The 14,916-nt window shown below is 69.3% G+C and carries 14 protein-coding genes; 11 read left to right on the top strand and 3 right to left on the bottom strand.

Annotation, left to right across the window (positions count from 1 at the left end; translation table 11 throughout):
• Positions 1-9: 9 nt before the first annotated feature.
• Positions 10-1,179 carry a tRNA (adenosine(37)-N6)-dimethylallyltransferase MiaA gene (gene miaA / locus VHB92_RS00170; protein WP_325450183.1) on the top strand — a complete coding sequence of 390 codons (1,170 nt, stop codon included), beginning with the start codon at positions 10-12 and terminating at the stop codon, positions 1,177-1,179.
• Positions 1,176-2,054 (top strand): diaminopimelate epimerase, encoded by an 879-nt coding sequence (gene dapF, locus VHB92_RS00165; RefSeq protein WP_325450181.1) that lies wholly within the window; start codon positions 1,176-1,178, stop codon positions 2,052-2,054. The genes miaA and dapF overlap by 4 nt, the downstream gene beginning before the upstream one ends.
• Here dapF and VHB92_RS00160 read toward each other — a convergent pair.
• Positions 2,027-2,674, bottom strand: a complete 648-nt coding sequence (locus tag VHB92_RS00160; protein ID WP_325450179.1) for a class I SAM-dependent methyltransferase — start codon at positions 2,672-2,674, stop codon at positions 2,027-2,029. The two genes, dapF and VHB92_RS00160, sit on opposite strands and share 28 nt — an antisense overlap.
• 433 nt (positions 2,675-3,107) lie before the next feature.
• On the opposite strand from VHB92_RS00160, the gene hflX reads away from it, so the two are divergent.
• The 3 genes from hflX (at position 3,108) to metE (ending at position 8,331) form a co-directional block, all read left to right on the top strand.
• Positions 3,108-4,616 carry a GTPase HflX gene (gene hflX, locus VHB92_RS00155; RefSeq protein ID WP_325450384.1) on the top strand — a complete coding sequence of 503 codons (1,509 nt, stop codon included), beginning with the start codon at positions 3,108-3,110 and terminating at the stop codon, positions 4,614-4,616.
• 227 nt (positions 4,617-4,843) lie between these two features.
• Positions 4,844-6,001 carry a methylenetetrahydrofolate reductase gene (locus tag VHB92_RS00150; protein ID WP_325450177.1) on the top strand — a complete coding sequence of 386 codons (1,158 nt, stop codon included), beginning with the start codon at positions 4,844-4,846 and terminating at the stop codon, positions 5,999-6,001.
• A complete protein-coding gene (metE, locus tag VHB92_RS00145) occupies positions 5,998-8,331 on the top strand; it encodes a 5-methyltetrahydropteroyltriglutamate--homocysteine S-methyltransferase (RefSeq protein WP_325450175.1) in 2,334 nt (777 codons plus the stop codon). The genes VHB92_RS00150 and metE overlap by 4 nt, the downstream gene beginning before the upstream one ends.
• 174 nt (positions 8,332-8,505) lie before the next feature.
• Here metE and lexA read toward each other — a convergent pair whose 3' ends face one another.
• Positions 8,506-9,126 (bottom strand): transcriptional repressor LexA, encoded by a 621-nt coding sequence (gene lexA / locus VHB92_RS00140; RefSeq protein ID WP_414653040.1) that lies wholly within the window; start codon positions 9,124-9,126, stop codon positions 8,506-8,508.
• A 438-nt stretch (positions 9,127-9,564) separates the two neighbouring features.
• On the opposite strand from lexA, the gene VHB92_RS00135 reads away from it, so the two are divergent.
• The 6 genes from VHB92_RS00135 to VHB92_RS00110 all read left to right on the top strand — a co-directional run bounded on the left by VHB92_RS00135 (position 9,565) and on the right by VHB92_RS00110 (position 14,221).
• On the top strand, positions 9,565-9,996 hold the full coding sequence (locus tag VHB92_RS00135; RefSeq protein ID WP_325450171.1) for a LysM peptidoglycan-binding domain-containing protein: 432 nt from the start codon (positions 9,565-9,567) through the stop codon (positions 9,994-9,996).
• Positions 9,997-10,171: 175 nt separating this feature from the next.
• On the top strand, positions 10,172-11,269 hold the full coding sequence (locus tag VHB92_RS00130; RefSeq protein ID WP_325450169.1) for a histidinol-phosphate transaminase: 1,098 nt from the start codon (positions 10,172-10,174) through the stop codon (positions 11,267-11,269).
• A gap of 31 nt (positions 11,270-11,300) precedes the next feature.
• On the top strand, positions 11,301-11,903 hold the full coding sequence (hisB, locus tag VHB92_RS00125; RefSeq protein ID WP_325450167.1) for an imidazoleglycerol-phosphate dehydratase HisB: 603 nt from the start codon (positions 11,301-11,303) through the stop codon (positions 11,901-11,903).
• The gene (gene hisH / locus VHB92_RS00120; protein ID WP_325450165.1) at positions 11,900-12,595 is read left to right on the top strand and encodes an imidazole glycerol phosphate synthase subunit HisH; all 696 of its coding nucleotides are present in this window, start codon (positions 11,900-11,902) and stop codon (positions 12,593-12,595) included. The genes hisB and hisH overlap by 4 nt, the downstream gene beginning before the upstream one ends.
• Positions 12,596-12,663: 68 nt before the next feature.
• Entirely contained in the window at positions 12,664-13,410 is a 747-nt protein-coding gene (gene priA / locus VHB92_RS00115) for a bifunctional 1-(5-phosphoribosyl)-5-((5-phosphoribosylamino)methylideneamino)imidazole-4-carboxamide isomerase/phosphoribosylanthranilate isomerase PriA (RefSeq protein WP_325450163.1), read from the top strand.
• 7 nt (positions 13,411-13,417) lie between these two features.
• The gene (locus VHB92_RS00110; protein ID WP_414653039.1) at positions 13,418-14,221 is read left to right on the top strand and encodes an SseB family protein; all 804 of its coding nucleotides are present in this window, start codon (positions 13,418-13,420) and stop codon (positions 14,219-14,221) included.
• A gap of 58 nt (positions 14,222-14,279) precedes the next feature.
• Here VHB92_RS00110 and VHB92_RS00105 read toward each other — a convergent pair whose 3' ends face one another.
• Complete coding sequence (locus VHB92_RS00105) at positions 14,280-14,669, bottom strand: DUF1844 domain-containing protein (protein ID WP_325450159.1); 390 nt, start codon at positions 14,667-14,669, stop codon at positions 14,280-14,282.
• Positions 14,670-14,916 lie beyond the last annotated feature (247 nt).

Raw genomic sequence — 14,916 nt, 5'->3', positions numbered from 1 at the left:
CCCGCCGCGGTGAGTAGAACGCCCGAGCGGGCGGGTCTGCCTTCCGGCGGCGGTGACGGGCAACCCACTGAGCGGAAAGACCGCGTCGGGATCGACCTCGAGCCGGAGCACGCCGGCGGAATGCATGCCGAGCGCGAGCACGCGGAACGGGAGCATGCCGCACGCGAGCACGAAGCGCGGGAGCGAGCCGAGCTGGAGCACGCGGTGCAGGAGCACGCAGCACGGGAGCACGCTGCGCACGGCCCGTCCCCTTACCTCGCCATCGTCGGGGCGACCGGCACGGGTAAGAGCGATCTTGGGGTGGATGTCGCCGTCGCCTTGCGGGAGGAGGGAGTGCGCGCCGAGATCGTGGGTGCCGACGCCATGCAGCTGTACCGCGGCATGGACATCGGCACGGCCAAGCTCTCCACACAGGAGCGGCGCGGGATCCCACACCATCTGCTCGACGTGCTCGAGGTCACGGAGGAGGCCACGGTCGCCTGGTACCAGCCGCGCGCACGCGAGGCGATAGCGGACATCCGGGGCCGTGGAGCGCTGCCCATCCTGGTCGGTGGATCCGGCCTCTACGTCTCATCCGTGTTGTATGACTTCGCCTTTCCTGGGCGGGACGCGGAGCTGCGCGCGCGACTCGAGTTCGAGGCGGCGTCGTCGGGCATCGGGCCGCTGTTGGATCGCCTGCGGACGCTCGACCCTGTCACGGCCGACCGAGTCGACGTGGCGAACACCCGGCGCGTGATCCGCGCGTTGGAGGTGGCGGAGCTGCGCGAGACGGGCCACGGCGCGTCGCTGCCGGAGCGGCCCGTGGAATGGTCGCCGGTCACCGTCGTCGGGCTCGGCGCGCAACGGAACGTGCTGGTCGATCGTCTGGACCTGCGCGTGCGCCGCATGTGGGAGTCCGGACTTCTCGACGAGGTGCGCGGGCTGCTCGCCCAGGGGCTGGAACGCGGCACCACGGCCTCGCGGGCGATCGGATACGTGCAGGCGGCGGCGCAGCTGCGCGGCGAGCTGACAGAGGACGACGCGATCGCCGAGACGCAGCGACTCACGCGCCGTTACGCCAGGCGTCAGGTCTCGTGGTTCAAGCGCTATCCAGGACTCCACTGGCTCGATGCCTCTGATCGCGGTGAGGAGGACAGGGCGCGAATCGTGGCAGCCGTACTGGATAGGCTTGCGCGGTGACCACACTCTCGTTCAGCAAGGGACACGGCGCGGGGAACGACTTCGTGCTCTTCGCCGATCCCGAAGGCGCCATCGACCTGACCGCCGCGCAGATCGCGCTGATCTGCAACCGGCATTTCGGCGTGGGTGCTGACGGCGTGATCCGAGCGGTGAAGTCATCCGCCATCCCGGAGGGCGCGGTCGCGCTCGCAGAGGATCCGACGGCCGAGTGGTTCATGGACTACCACAACGCCGACGGGACGCCAGCGGAGATGTGCGGCAACGGCATCCGTGTGTTCGCGCGCTATCTGATCGACGGCGGGTTCACGGATCTGCGGCCCGGTCAGACGCTTCCCGTGGGAACGCGATCCGGGGTGCGCGATGTGCAGCACAGTGGAAACGGCTTCCAGGTGGACCTCGGCAGATGGCACCTCACCGGGGACGACCCGTTGGTGCGAGCGAAAGGCCTGGGCGTCTCGCGCCCCGGTATCGGGATCGACGTCGGCAACCCACACGTGGTCGTCGCGCTCGCCGACGACGATGAGCTCGACCGTCTGGATCTGGGACCGACCCCGGTGCTGGATCCGGCACCTGTCAACGGTGCGAACGTGGAGTTCGTCGTGCCGTTCGAGCCGCTGGTGGACGACGGCGTCGGACGCATCCGGATGCGCGTGCACGAGCGGGGGAGCGGGGAGACGCTCGCGTGCGGGACGGGCACTGTCGCGGCGGCGCTGGCCACGCGCTACTGGGCGGGAGACGGAGCACCCGACAACTGGAAGGTGCGCACCCCGGGCGGGACCCTCGGCGTGCGGATGTTCCCGGCCGAAGACGGCGAGCACGTCGCGCTGTCCGGGCCGGCAGAGCTGGTCTACGACGGAGAGGTGACCGTCGGCTGACGGCCGGGCCCGCCCCGGTGCACGTTGAGCACGCGGTACCCCTTGCTGGAGGATGCCCGCCGCACGGCGAAGTCGTCGTCGAGCTCGCTCTCGAGCCAGCGCTGGAGCGAGTCTGAGCCGAGGTTGCGCTGCACCACGAGCCAGGCATCGGCGTCGGTGTCCAGCCGGGGAAGCCAGCGCAGCAGCAAGGCGTGCAGCTCGGCCTTGCCGATGCGGATCGGAGGATTCGACCAGATGGCTCGGAACCCGACGTCGTCGGGAACATCGTCGGGCAGCACGGCGTTGATATTGGTGAGGCCAAGGACGTTCGCGTTCATGCGCACCAGATCGAGCGCTCGCTCGTTGACGTCCACAGCCCAGACCGTGGCGTTCGGAGATTCCAGAGCGAGAGTGAGGGCGATGGGCCCCCAGCCGCACCCCAGGTCGAGCACATCGCCGGCGTCGGGAGCGGCGGGTGGATCATCCAGCAGAACCTGAGTGCCAGCGTCGATCCGGTCGGGGCTGAAAATGCCGGCGGCGGTGGTGAGGTGCACGGTGCGGCCGGCGAGACGAACGCTCAGCGGATGCAGCTTGGCGTCCCCGCCGGGTCGGGACGTGAAGTAGTGCTCGCCGCTCGCCATACAAAGGAAAGTACCGGAAGTGGGCGGCCGACCTTCGGCGAGGGGCCGGCGGCGCCGGACGGTCGACGGGGACGCCACCGGATGTTCGTCGAGGAGGAAGGCCGGGCGGACCGGCGAGGAGCACGACCGGGCGGGTCGGCGAGGAGCACGGTCGGCCCTTCCGGCGAGGAGCACGACCGGGCGGGTCGGCGAGGAGTACGGCCGCTCGAGACGTCGAAGAACACAGTCGGCGGACCGGCCGAGGCGCCCGAGAAGACGCACGAGAAGAGATGAGAGCACGGCAGGAACACTGTCGGCAGGGAGAACTATGGTTGATCACACGATGACGTACACCGACAGTGGCAGGCGCGCACCCCGCGATGAGTCCGCGGCAGAGAGTTGGAACACCGCCGGAGAGGGCTCGCAGCTTACGCCGGACTCGGCTGCGACCGGCATGGCCGAGCACGGCGACGATGTCGTCGCGCGCGTGCTGGCGCGCGCCGAGCAGCCGTCGGCGCGCACCCGAATCTTCGGCCAGGGCGCCCAGGCGCTGCAGCGGCAGGCGACGAGCGGGCACGACGCGGATGGGGACCAGTTCGATCGCGAAGAGCGCGCCGCGCTGCGCAGGGTCAGCGGGCTCTCCACGGAGCTCGAAGACGTCACCGAGGTCGAATACCGGCAGTTGCGACTAGAGAACGTCGTGCTGATCGGCGTCTACTCCGGCTCGACGGTCGCCGACGCGGAGAACTCGCTGCGTGAGCTCGCCGCCCTCGCCGAGACCGCGGGCGCCGTCGTGCTCGACGGTCTGCTGCAGAGGCGCACGCATCCGGATGCCAGCACCTACTTCGGCAGCGGGAAGGCGCAGGAGCTGCACGATGTCGTGGCGGCACTCGGCGCCGACACGGTCATCGCCGACACCGAGCTCGCGCCGAGCCAACGTCGCGCACTCGAGGACATCGTGAAGGTCAAGGTCATCGACCGCACGGCCGTGATCCTCGACATCTTCAGCCAGCATGCGAAGAGCCGCGAGGGCAAGGCGCAGGTCGAGCTCGCCCAGCTCGAGTACCTTCTTCCCCGGCTCCGCGGCTGGGGTGAATCGATGAGCCGGCAGGCCGGTGGTCAGGTCGGCGGCGCCGGCGCCGGAATGGGCAGCAGGGGCCCAGGTGAGACCAAGATCGAGCTGGACCGGCGGCGCATCCACTCCCGCATGGCGAAGCTGCGCAGGCAGATCAAGGACTTCGCACCGGCACGAGAGGCCAAGCGCGCGAATCGTCGCCGCAACAGCGTTCCCTCGGTGGCGATCGCCGGGTACACGAACGCCGGCAAGTCCAGCCTGCTCAACCGCATCACAAAGGCGGGCGTGCTCGTCGAGAACGCGCTGTTCGCAACGCTGGATGCCACCGTGCGGCGATCCATCACGGCAGACGGCCGTCTCTACACGTTGGCCGACACCGTGGGATTCGTGCGCAACCTGCCCCACCAGCTCGTCGAGGCGTTCCGCTCGACCCTGGAGGAGGTCGCGGACTCGGACGTGATCGTGCACGTCGTCGATGCCTCGCATCCCGACCCGGCCGCTCAGCTTGCGACCGTGCGCGACGTGATCGGGGAGGTCGGCGGGCGCGACATCCCTGAGCTCGTCGTGTTCAACAAGTCGGACCTGATCGACGAGGGTCGTCGCCTGGAGCTGCGCGGGCTGGAGCCGAACGCGATCTTCGCCTCCGCGAGAACGGGTGAGGGCATCGACGAGGTGCTCGCTGCCATTGCGCGCACGCTGCCCGACCGGTCGGTCGAGATCGATGTGCTGCTTCCGTACGACCGAGGTGATCTCGTCTCGGCGCTGCACGAACGGGGGCGGGTCGTGCGCACGGACTACGAGCCGGAGGGCACCAGGATCACGGCGAAGATCGCTCCGGAGTTCGTTCCGGTGTTCGATCCGTTCCGGGCTGCGCCCGCCGCGGTGTGACGGCCGGTTCCCGCCGCGCACGAGGACCCTCGGCGGTGTGTTCCGCCTCGATGAGTGCGAGGCTGTAGCGCTGCGTAACACGAAGCATCCGTTCGGTCGGTCGGTTGCTACTGTTTCGGCAAGTTCGTCGAGCGACGTCGAGTCGCGCGACGGGAGCGACAGCCGAGCCCGGCGCCCGCCCCACCCGTAGACCGGTCGTGACAGCGACCGGGCCGAACGCGGTGCGGATGCCATCGGCCACCACGTGCGAGAACGTCCGCGCCGCCCAGCAGGGAGGCGTGATGAGCGCAGAGCATGCCGGTGGCGCGTGGCCGCGTGTCCTGGCCGCCTCGCCAGGCGACACCCCGCGATGTCCGAGCGGCACGCGCTTCTCGTTCGAGCTGTACCCGCCCCGCAACCAGGCGGCGAGCAGGGCGTTGCCCGCCACCATCCGGCGTCTCGCCTCCGTCGCGCCCCAGTTCATCTCGGTCACATACGGCGCAGGCGGATCCTCGCACGCATCGTCGCTCGACGTCGTGAAGCACATCACGCAGTCCACCGACGTTCCCGCCATGGCGCACCTGACATGCGTCGGTTCGTCGCCCGAAGGCGCGGCGCGCATGATCCGGGAATTCCTCGACGCCGGAGTCACGCGATTCCTCGCAGTGCGGGGCGATCCGCAGACGGACACCTCGACGCGATCCGTTCCGCAGCAGTCCGGGCGGCCTCCGGCATCGGAGAACGGGGACCTCGGCTCCGCTGCCGAGCTCGTGCAGCTGATCCACCGCATCCAGGCCGAGCACGCCCCCTACCGGGAGATCCCTGTGCCTGGGCTCCCGCACGCCAGCGCGGTCGGGCGACGCGAGAAGGTGACCATCGCCGTCGCGGCGTTCCCGAACGGGCATCCGCAGTCCCGTTCGGTGGCACAGGACATCGATGCGCTGTTGGCCAAACAGGCGGCCGGCGCGAACCTCGCCATCACCCAGTTGTTCTTCCACGCCGAGGACTACTTCGCGTTCACCGAGCGGGCGAGGAGTGCAGGCGTGCTGTTCCCGATCCTGCCCGGCATCATGCCGGTCACGTCGCCCGCGCGCCTGAAGCGCATGCTCGAGCTCAGCGGCGAAGACCTGCCCAGCGATCTCGGCATCCGGCTCGAGGTGGAGCCCACCGACGAAGGACGGCTTCAGATCGGCATCGACCATGCCGCACGATTCGCCGAACGGCTCGTCGCGGGCGGTGCGCCGGGCATCCATCTCTACACGTTCAATCAGCCCGAGACGTCGCTCGCCGTGCTCGAACGCTGCGGCCTGATCGAATCCGCGGCACGCGACGATCGGCAGCAGGGCGTTCCCACCGAGACGGCTCCTACGCTCCACCGGCACACCACGCAGAAGGAAGAAGCATGACCTCCTCCCCGTTCCCGATCGGCACCATCCTCGGCTACCCGCGGATCGGACGCCGCAGAGAGCTCAAGAAGGCTGTCGAGGCGTTCTGGGCCGGATCCCTGACACCCGACGAGCTGGAGGATGCCGCTGCCGAGCTGCGTCGCGCCACCCGCGCCCGTCTGGCATCCCTGGGCCTCGGTGCGACCGACTCCTCGATCCCCGAATCGTTCAGCTACTACGACCAGGTGCTGGATGCCGCCGTCACGGTCGGCGCCGTGCCCGCACGCTTCGCATCGCTGCAGGACGCCGACGGCGGCGTCGACCTCGCCGGCTACTTCATGATCGCCCGGGGATCGGGGGAGGATGCGCCGCTCGAGATGACGAAGTGGTTCGACTCGAACTACCACTATCTGGTTCCGGAGATCGGTCCTGACACCCGGTTCCGCCTCGCCTCCGACCGCCTCGTGCGCGAGTTCGAGGAGGCGAAGGCAGACGGATACCTGACCAGGCCTGTCATCGTCGGCCCCGTCACGTTCCTCGCGCTGAGCAAGCCGGCCGATGGCGCGCCGGAGGGATTCAGGCCGCTGTCGCGTCTGGCGGACCTTCTCCCGGTCTACCTCGACCTGCTCGAGCGCCTGAAGGCGGCGGGAGCGCACTGGGTGCAGCTCGACGAGCCCGCGCTCGTGAGCGAGACTCTCGACGACTCCCGCACCGACCTCCTCGCCGCTACGGCCCAAGCGTACGACCGGCTCGGTGCCGCCCGCGAGAGGCCGCAGCTGTTCGTAGCCGCGCCATACGGAAGCCTCGACGACGCGCTGCCCGTTCTGGCCGGCACCGCCGTCGAGGCGATCTCCCTCGATCTGGTGCACGGAGGCATCCCTTCGGGGCAGGATGCGGCCACGAAGGCCGCACTGCAAGGCAAGACGATCGTGGGCGGCGTGATCGACGGCCACAACGTGTGGCGAGGAGACCTCGAGGCCGCGTTCGGCACCCTCGAGTCGCTGCTGGCGCTGTCGCCGAACGTCTCGGCATCCACGTCGACCTCGCTGCTGCACGTTCCGCACGACGTTGACGACGAGCCGGCCCTGCATGCGCGTCTGAGCTCGTGGCTGGCGTTCGCCGACCAGAAGGTGCGCCAGGTCGCGACCCTTGCGCGTGGCCTCGACGAGGGACACGAGGCGATCCAGACCGAGCTCGCGCAGGCATCCGCAGCGCTCTCGGACCGGGCGAACGCACCCGGCGTGCGCGACGGCGCCGTGCGGGCCCGAGCGGAGGCTCTCACAGCGGCCGACTTCAGCCGCGGTAAGTACACCGACCGACTCGCCGCACAGGATGCCGCACTCGAGCTGCCCCTTCTGCCCACGACGACGATAGGTTCGTTCCCGCAGACGGGCGACATCCGGCGAGCAAGGGCGCAGTTCGGCAAGGGCGTCATCACGGAGGCCGAGTACCTGGATCTCATGCGAGCGGAGATCAAACGGGTCGTCGACCTGCAGGAGGAGATCGGCGTCGACGTCGTGGTGCACGGCGAGCCGGAGCGCAACGACATGGTGCAGTACTTCGCCGAGCACCTCGACGGATTCGCGGTGACCCAGAACGGCTGGGTGCAGTCGTACGGAAGCAGGTGCACGCGCCCGTCGATTCTCTGGGGCGATGTGTCGAGGCCGGCGCCGATCACCGTCGACTGGTCAACGTACGCGCAGTCGCTGACGTCCAAACCGGTGAAGGGCATGCTCACGGGACCCGTGACGATCCTCGCGTGGTCGTTCGTGCGCGACGACCAGCCGCTGGCCGACACGGCACGGCAGGTGGCACTGTCGCTCCGCGACGAGATAGCGGATCTCGAACGAGCGGGCATCCGCGTCGTCCAGGTCGACGAGCCTGCTCTTCGCGAACTGCTGCCCCTGAAGAAGAGAGACCAGCCGGCCTATCTCGACTGGTCGGTCGGGTCGTTCCGCCTCGCCACGAGCGGTGTCGGCGACGCCACCCAGATCCACACGCATCTCTGCTACTCGGAGTTCGGCGTGGTGATCGACGCCATCCGCGATCTGGATGCCGACGTGACCAGCATCGAAGCGGCCAGGAGCCGCATGGAGGTGGTCGACGACATCTCGGCCAGCGGATTCGACCACGGCATCGGACCGGGCGTGTACGACATCCATTCGCCGCGCGTGCCGTCCGTCGCCGAGGTGACCGAACTGATCGAGAAGGCGCTGAGCGGCGTTCCCGGCCGTCAGCTCTGGATCAATCCGGACTGCGGACTCAAGACCAGAGGCTACGAGGAGACTGTCGCCTCGCTGCGCAACATCATCGAGGCCACCAGGACCGTGCGGGAGAAGCAATCGGCCTAGGGCGCGGCCCGCCGCCGGATGCCGTTGCCCGGCGGGCGAGCACCGGATCTGTCCCTCGTGAACGCACGACGTCCTGGTGAACGCCCGACGTCCCCGGTGAACGCACGACGCGGACCGGATCGGCCGGACGCCGGGCGCCGGTGGCCGATCTTGCAGTCGCGCGAGCCGTGCGCCTCAGACCGCGCGCAGCACCGCCACGACCTTGCCGACGACCTCGGCGAAGTCGCCGAGGATCGGTTCGAACGCGGAGTTGCGCGGCAGCAGCCAGGTGTGGCCGTCGCGCTGTCTGAAGACCTTGACCGTGGCTTCGCCGTCGAGCATCGCGGCGACGATGTCGCCGTTCTCCGCCGTCTTCTGCTGGCGCACGACGACCCAGTCCCCGTCGCAGATCGCCGCGTCGATCATCGACTCGCCCTGCACCTTGAGCATGAAGAGCTCGCCGTTGCCGACCAGCTGGCGGGGGAGCGGGAACACCTCCTCGACCTGCTGCTCGGCCGTGATCGGAACACCTGCCGCGATGCGTCCGACCATGGGCACCATGGTGGCGTCGCCGACCGGAATGGATGCCTCGAAGTCGGCCGCCTGTTCCGCTCGCCCTGTCGTCTCCGGCAGGTCGATCAGCACCTCCAGAGCCCTCGGTCTATTCGGGTCGCGACGCAGGTATCCGCTCAGCTCGAGCTGTCCCAGCTGGTGCGCAACGCTGGAGAGCGAGGCGAGCCCGACCGCGTCACCGATCTCGCGCATGCTCGGCGGATAGCCGCGCTGGCTCACCGATCGCTGGATGACCTCCAGGATCGCGCGCTGCTTCTCGCTGAGATTCTTCCTGCGCCGTGTTCGCGGCTTCTCCGGCGCCCGTGCGGCCCGGCCCTCGACCGGTGCGACGGCTCCGGCTGTCGCAGCACCTCGTGCTCTGTCGACCTCGGACAACGTGGGTTCCTCTCCTCGGCGACGCCCTGATCGGCTCGATGGCCCTGGCGCCGTGTGGATACCTGGTCTGCGACGACGTTCCGAGACTGCCCCGGATGCATTCTCCGGTGCCCGCGCAACGAATGTCGGTGGTGCGTGATGGTCTTTGTTCCGACGATCGAAACTCTATCTGCGTTCGGGGCCAGATCGTCGATTCTGTTCGAGCGTGTCAGGTACTCGCTCGCACGACATCCGAACATAGCGTTGAAAAAGCCGGGAATCGAAGATAGGTTCGGAACAGGGCTTCGAAACTGGAAGGACACGGCCATGACGAGCATCGCACTGGGACGGCTGCAGGCGACGCCTGCGCGATCCTCGCGAGCAGGCGGTCCTGACCTTTCGGAATCCGGTAGGAGCGGAGACCGCACGGGCCGCACCCGCACCCGCACACGTCTGACCCGCAGGGGGCGAGTTGTCCTGACGGCGCTCGTCGTGCTTCCGCTTCTCGCGGGCGGCGGGGCGCTGGCCGCGAGCAGCGGCGCGTTCGCGGGAATCCAGGGTCAGAGCGCCTCGTCGTTCCGGTATCTCACGGTGCAGCCGGGCGAGTCGCTGTGGAGCATCGCCCAGCGCATCGCTCCGCGCAGCGACCCCCGTGACGTGATCGCAGCGTTCGTGGACCTCAACGGCCTGTCGTCCGGGATGGTCCAGGCGGGCGAACGGCTGGCGGTTCCCCATCAGTTCGACGGCGCCGCGCGCTGACCCGCCCTCCCGTTCGGCAAGACCCGCTCCTGCTCGGCAAGACTCGCCTCCTGTGTGCAACGGGCCTCTGGGGCAGACGGGCCTCCTGCGGTCAAGCGGGCCTCCTGGGGGCAAGCAGGCCCGCTGCTCCTCCGCTGCCGCGACTCGTACATCCTGGGCGCCCTAGCATGGAACGGTGACCTCGTTCTCCGACCTTCCGATCCGCGACGACCTCCGGGGCCTGTCGCCGTACGGTGCCCCGCAGGCACCTGTTCCGGTGGCTCTCAACGTGAACGAGAACACGCATCCGATTCCCGACGACGTTGTCGCGGACATCCTGCGGTCCGTCGGCGTCGCGCTGAAGGGGGCGAACCGCTACCCGGACCGCGAGTTCACGGAGCTGCGCCGGTCGCTCGCCCGGTACCTGGGCCACGGCCTGGACGAGTCCAACGTGTGGGCGGCGAACGGTTCCAACGAGGTGCTGCAGCAGATCCTGCAGGCGTTCGGCGGACCAGGACGCACCGCGCTCGGCTTCGCGCCCACCTACTCGATGTATCCGCTGCTCGCGTCGGGCACGGGCACAGCATGGATCGCGGCCGACAGGGGACCGGACTTCGTGATAGACCCGGCCGAGGCTGCCGCCGTCGTGCGGGAACGCCGTCCCGATGTGGTGATCCTCTGCGCGCCCAACAACCCGACGGGAACGCCGCTGGGCCTGGACGTCGTGCGGGCGGTCTACGACGCGGCGCCCGGAATGGTCGTCGTGGACGAGGCCTACGCCGAGTTCATGCCGGGAGACGCGGGGACCGCGCTCAGCCTGCTGCCCGGCAGAGAGCGACTCATCGTGTCGCGCACCATGAGCAAGGCGTTCGCGTTCGCAGGTGTGCGGCTGGGCTATCTCGCCGCCGATCCCGCCGTGTCGGACGCCCTTCGCCTCGTGCGGCTGCCGTATCACCTCTCGGCGCTCACGCAGGCCGCGGCCATCGCCGCGCTCCGCCACTCCGACGAGATGCTCGCGACGGTCCACGACATCGTCGTGCAACGCGACCGCATCGCCGCCAGACTGGCCGAACTGGGATACACCGTGCACGAGTCCGGCAGCAACTTCGTGCTGTTCGGAGGCCTCGACGACCCGCACGCCACGTTCCGTGCGCTCAAGGAGCGCGGCATCCTCGTTCGCGACGTGGGCATCGAGCACCACCTCAGGGTCAGCGCCGGCACGCAGGACGAGACGACGGCCTTCCTGGATGCGATGGCCGAGCTCGCCTCCTCGCGCTCGTCGCACGCCGCGTGATCGTGCGGATGCGACCCATAGGATCGATGGCATGAGCAGCCGCACCGCGAGCATCCGACGCGAGACCAGCGAGTCCAGCATCGAGCTGTCGCTGGACCTGGACGGAACCGGTCGCAGCAGCATCCACACCACGGTGCCGTTCTACGACCACCTCCTCACCGCGTTCGCCAAGCACTCGCTCACCGACCTGACGGTGCGCGCGAAGGGCGACATCGAGATCGACGTGCACCACACGGTGGAAGACGTGGGAATCGTGCTGGGGCTGGCGATCAAGGATGCGCTCGGCGACAAAGCGGGCATCTCACGTTACGGCGACGCGACGGTTCCCCTCGACGAGGCGCTGGTGCAGGCCGTCGTCGACATCTCGGGACGTCCGTATCTCGTGCACACCGGCGAGCCGGCCGGATTCGAGCACCACCTCATCGGCGGCCACTTCACCGGGTCGATGGTGCGGCACGTGTTCGAGGCGATCGCGTTCAACGCCGCGCTCACCGTGCACGTCCGGGTTCTGAACGGGCGCGATCCGCACCACATCGCCGAGACCGAGTTCAAGGCGTTCGCGCGCGCATTCCGGCAGGCGAAGGCGCTCGACCCGTTCGTGGAGGGCATCCCGTCGACGAAGGGCGCACTGTGACGGAGGCGAACGTCGCCGCTTCCGAGCTGACGCACTCGGATGACGTTCGCCGCCCATCGGTGGTGGTGCTCGACTACGGCTCGGGTAACGTGCACTCGGCGGCCAAGGCGCTCGAGGCGGCTGGGGCAGACGTGACGCTCACCGCCGACAAGGCCGCGGCGCTCGATGCCGACGGACTCGTCGTGCCGGGCGTCGGGGCGTTCAAGGCCGTCGTCGACCAGCTCAACGCCGTCCGGGGTGCCGAGATCATCGACCGGCGGCTGGCAGGCGGCCGCCCGGTGCTGGGCATCTGCGTGGGCATGCAGGTACTGTTCGACCACGGGGTCGAGCACGGACACGACGCAGAGGGGCTCGGCGAATGGCCGGGCACCGTCGAGCGGCTGAAGGCCGACGTGCTGCCCCACATGGGCTGGAACACGGTCGACGCGCCGGCGGACTCCGTGCTGTTCGACGGTGTGCGCGACGCCCGCTTCTACTTCGTTCACTCCTACGCCGCTCAGGATTGGCAGCTGCAGGCATCCGGTGCGTTCGCGCCCGCCAAGCTCACCTGGGCCGATCACGGCGGGCGCTTCCTCGCGGCCGTCGAGAACGGACCGCTGTCGGCAACCCAGTTCCACCCCGAGAAGTCGGGTCAGGCGGGCATGCGGTTGCTGCGCAACTGGGTGCAAGCGCTCCCCGTGAAGGCCGCGTAGCGGCCGTTTCTCGCAACCCTCCCGTTCGTCCTTCCCTCCTGTCCCGTCGTCGAAAGAGCCAGCCGCAGATGACCCCCATGACCGACACTCCTGTCCTCGTGCTGCTTCCCGCCGTCGACATCGCCGACGGCAAGGCGGTGCGCCTGACCCAGGGGGAGGCGGGCAGCGAGACGAGCTACGGGGATCCGGTCGACGCGGCCGAGGAGTGGGTCGAACAGGGTGCCGAATGGATCCACCTCGTCGACCTCGACGCCGCGTTCGGCAGGGGGCACAACCGCGACGTGCTCAAGGCCGTCATGCGATCGAGGCGCGACGTCAAGATCGAGCTCTCCGGCGGCATCCGCGACGACAGGTCGCTGGAACAGGCCCTGGAGCTCGGCGCCAAACGGGTCAACCTCGGCACGGCCGCGCTGGAGAACCCGCAGTGGGCGGCGGACGTGATCTCGCGCTATGGCGAGGCGATCGCGGTCGGACTGGATGTGCGCGGCACCACCCTGGCCGCTCGCGGCTGGACGCAGGACGGCGGTGACCTCTGGGACGTGCTCGCGCAGCTGGAGGACGCCGGATGCGCGCGCTACGTCGTGACGGACGTGACGAAGGACGGCACCCTGCGCGGCCCCAATCTGGATCTGCTGCGCCAGGTCACCGCCCGCACCGACCGGCCGGTCGTCGCCTCGGGAGGCGTGGCGAGCCTCGACGACATCGTCGCGCTGCGTGAACTGGTGCCTGACGGCGTGGAGGGCGCCATCGTCGGCAAGGCCCTCTACTCGGGAGCCTTCACCCTGCCGGAGGCGCTCGACGTTGCCGGACGCTGACGACGGGATGCCGGCGGGCGACGCGTCGCGCGCGCACGCCCATCTCTTCGGGTCCGACGACCGTGCCGACTCCGCGGGCTTCCCGTGGCAGGGGCGCCGATTCGAGCCCAACCCGGCATCGAGCGACGACGGTTCGCCGGACGCCGGCCTGGTCGCCGCGCTGACCGCGTTCGCGTCTGGTTCGGGCGACGTCGTCGCCGTCATCGACGCCGTACGCTCCGCCCGGCTTCTCGTGCCCCTTCTCGCGCACGCCGGCGAGGTGGGGGAGACGCCGGACGGGCATCTCGTGGACAAGACCCAGGAACTGTCGATCGCGACGGTGCGGGCTCCCGACGGCCGCGCCGTGCTGCCGGCGTTCTCCTCGGTGCAGACCATGTCGGCCTGGAACCCGCTGGCCCGCCCTGTTCCCGCTGTGGGCCCGCGGATCGCCCTTGCGGCCGCGAGCGAGCAGACCGAGCTGGTGGTGATCGACCCGACGGCCGCCACGGAATTCGTGCTCCGCAGACCCGCGGTGAAGGCGCTCGCCACGGGGGAGCCATGGACGCCGCCGTGGGCGGACGCTCAGCTGCTCGAGGAGTTCAGGGCGGGGTGTGCAGGTGAGCACGAGGTGGTCGCGCTGACCCTGTCCAACGGCGACCCGACGGCGCGGCTGGCCGGCCCCGAGGTCGAGATCCTGCTCACGCTCGTTCCCGGGCTGGGCCAGGAAGCCCTGAGCGCCGTGATCGCGCGTCTGACGGCCGCCTGGGGTGCCTCCGCCCGCATCGCCGACCGTGTCGACTCGATGACATTGCGCCTGCGGTCAGCGGCCTGACGTTTCCCGCGGGTCCGCGGCATCCGGCCGAGGGTCGGACGTCGGGCGCGCGACCGCGTCAGACCACCGGTCCGGTGTACTTCTCGCCAGGGCCCGCACCGGGGGCGTCCTGGATCGTGGATGCCTCACGAAAAGCGAGCTGCAGGCTGCGCAGTCCGTCCCGCAGGCTCCTGGCGTGCTGATCGCCGATGTGCTGCGCACTGGCCGTGACAAGGCCGGCCAGCGCGTCGATCAGCTTGCGAGCCTCGTCCAGGTCGGTCTGCGTCTCTGGGTCGTCGGCCAGCCCGCATTTGACGGCCGCCGCGCTCATCAGGTGCACGGCAGTGGTGGTGATGACCTCGACGGCGGGCACGTCGGCGATGTCTCGCGCGGCATCCGCGACGGTGGCTGAATCGGAGTCGAGCGCGACATCAGTGTCGTCGAATCGGTGGACGTGCTGATCGGACATGGTGCCTTTCGCGGCGTGAGGGAAGGGTGGCAGCGCCGATTCGGCGCGCGGTCCGCTGTCTGCTAGACTGTGTCGGGCTTTCGGAGCGTCATGCGACGAAAGTGCAAAGTGGAGATTCTCCCACCCGCGATTGACCGCTTCATCAGGTTACCGGGTCGTTACGCACTCCGCCGAGGCGACGAACGTCGTCGAGGTTGACGAAAAGGGTGCGGAATGCACGGCCGTGCGTGAGCTGCGGATCGTACGT

The organism is Humibacter sp. (assembly GCF_035547335.1).
Taxonomy (GTDB): domain Bacteria; phylum Actinomycetota; class Actinomycetes; order Actinomycetales; family Microbacteriaceae; genus Humibacter.
This window is presented reverse-complemented; position numbering and strand designations above follow the sequence as displayed.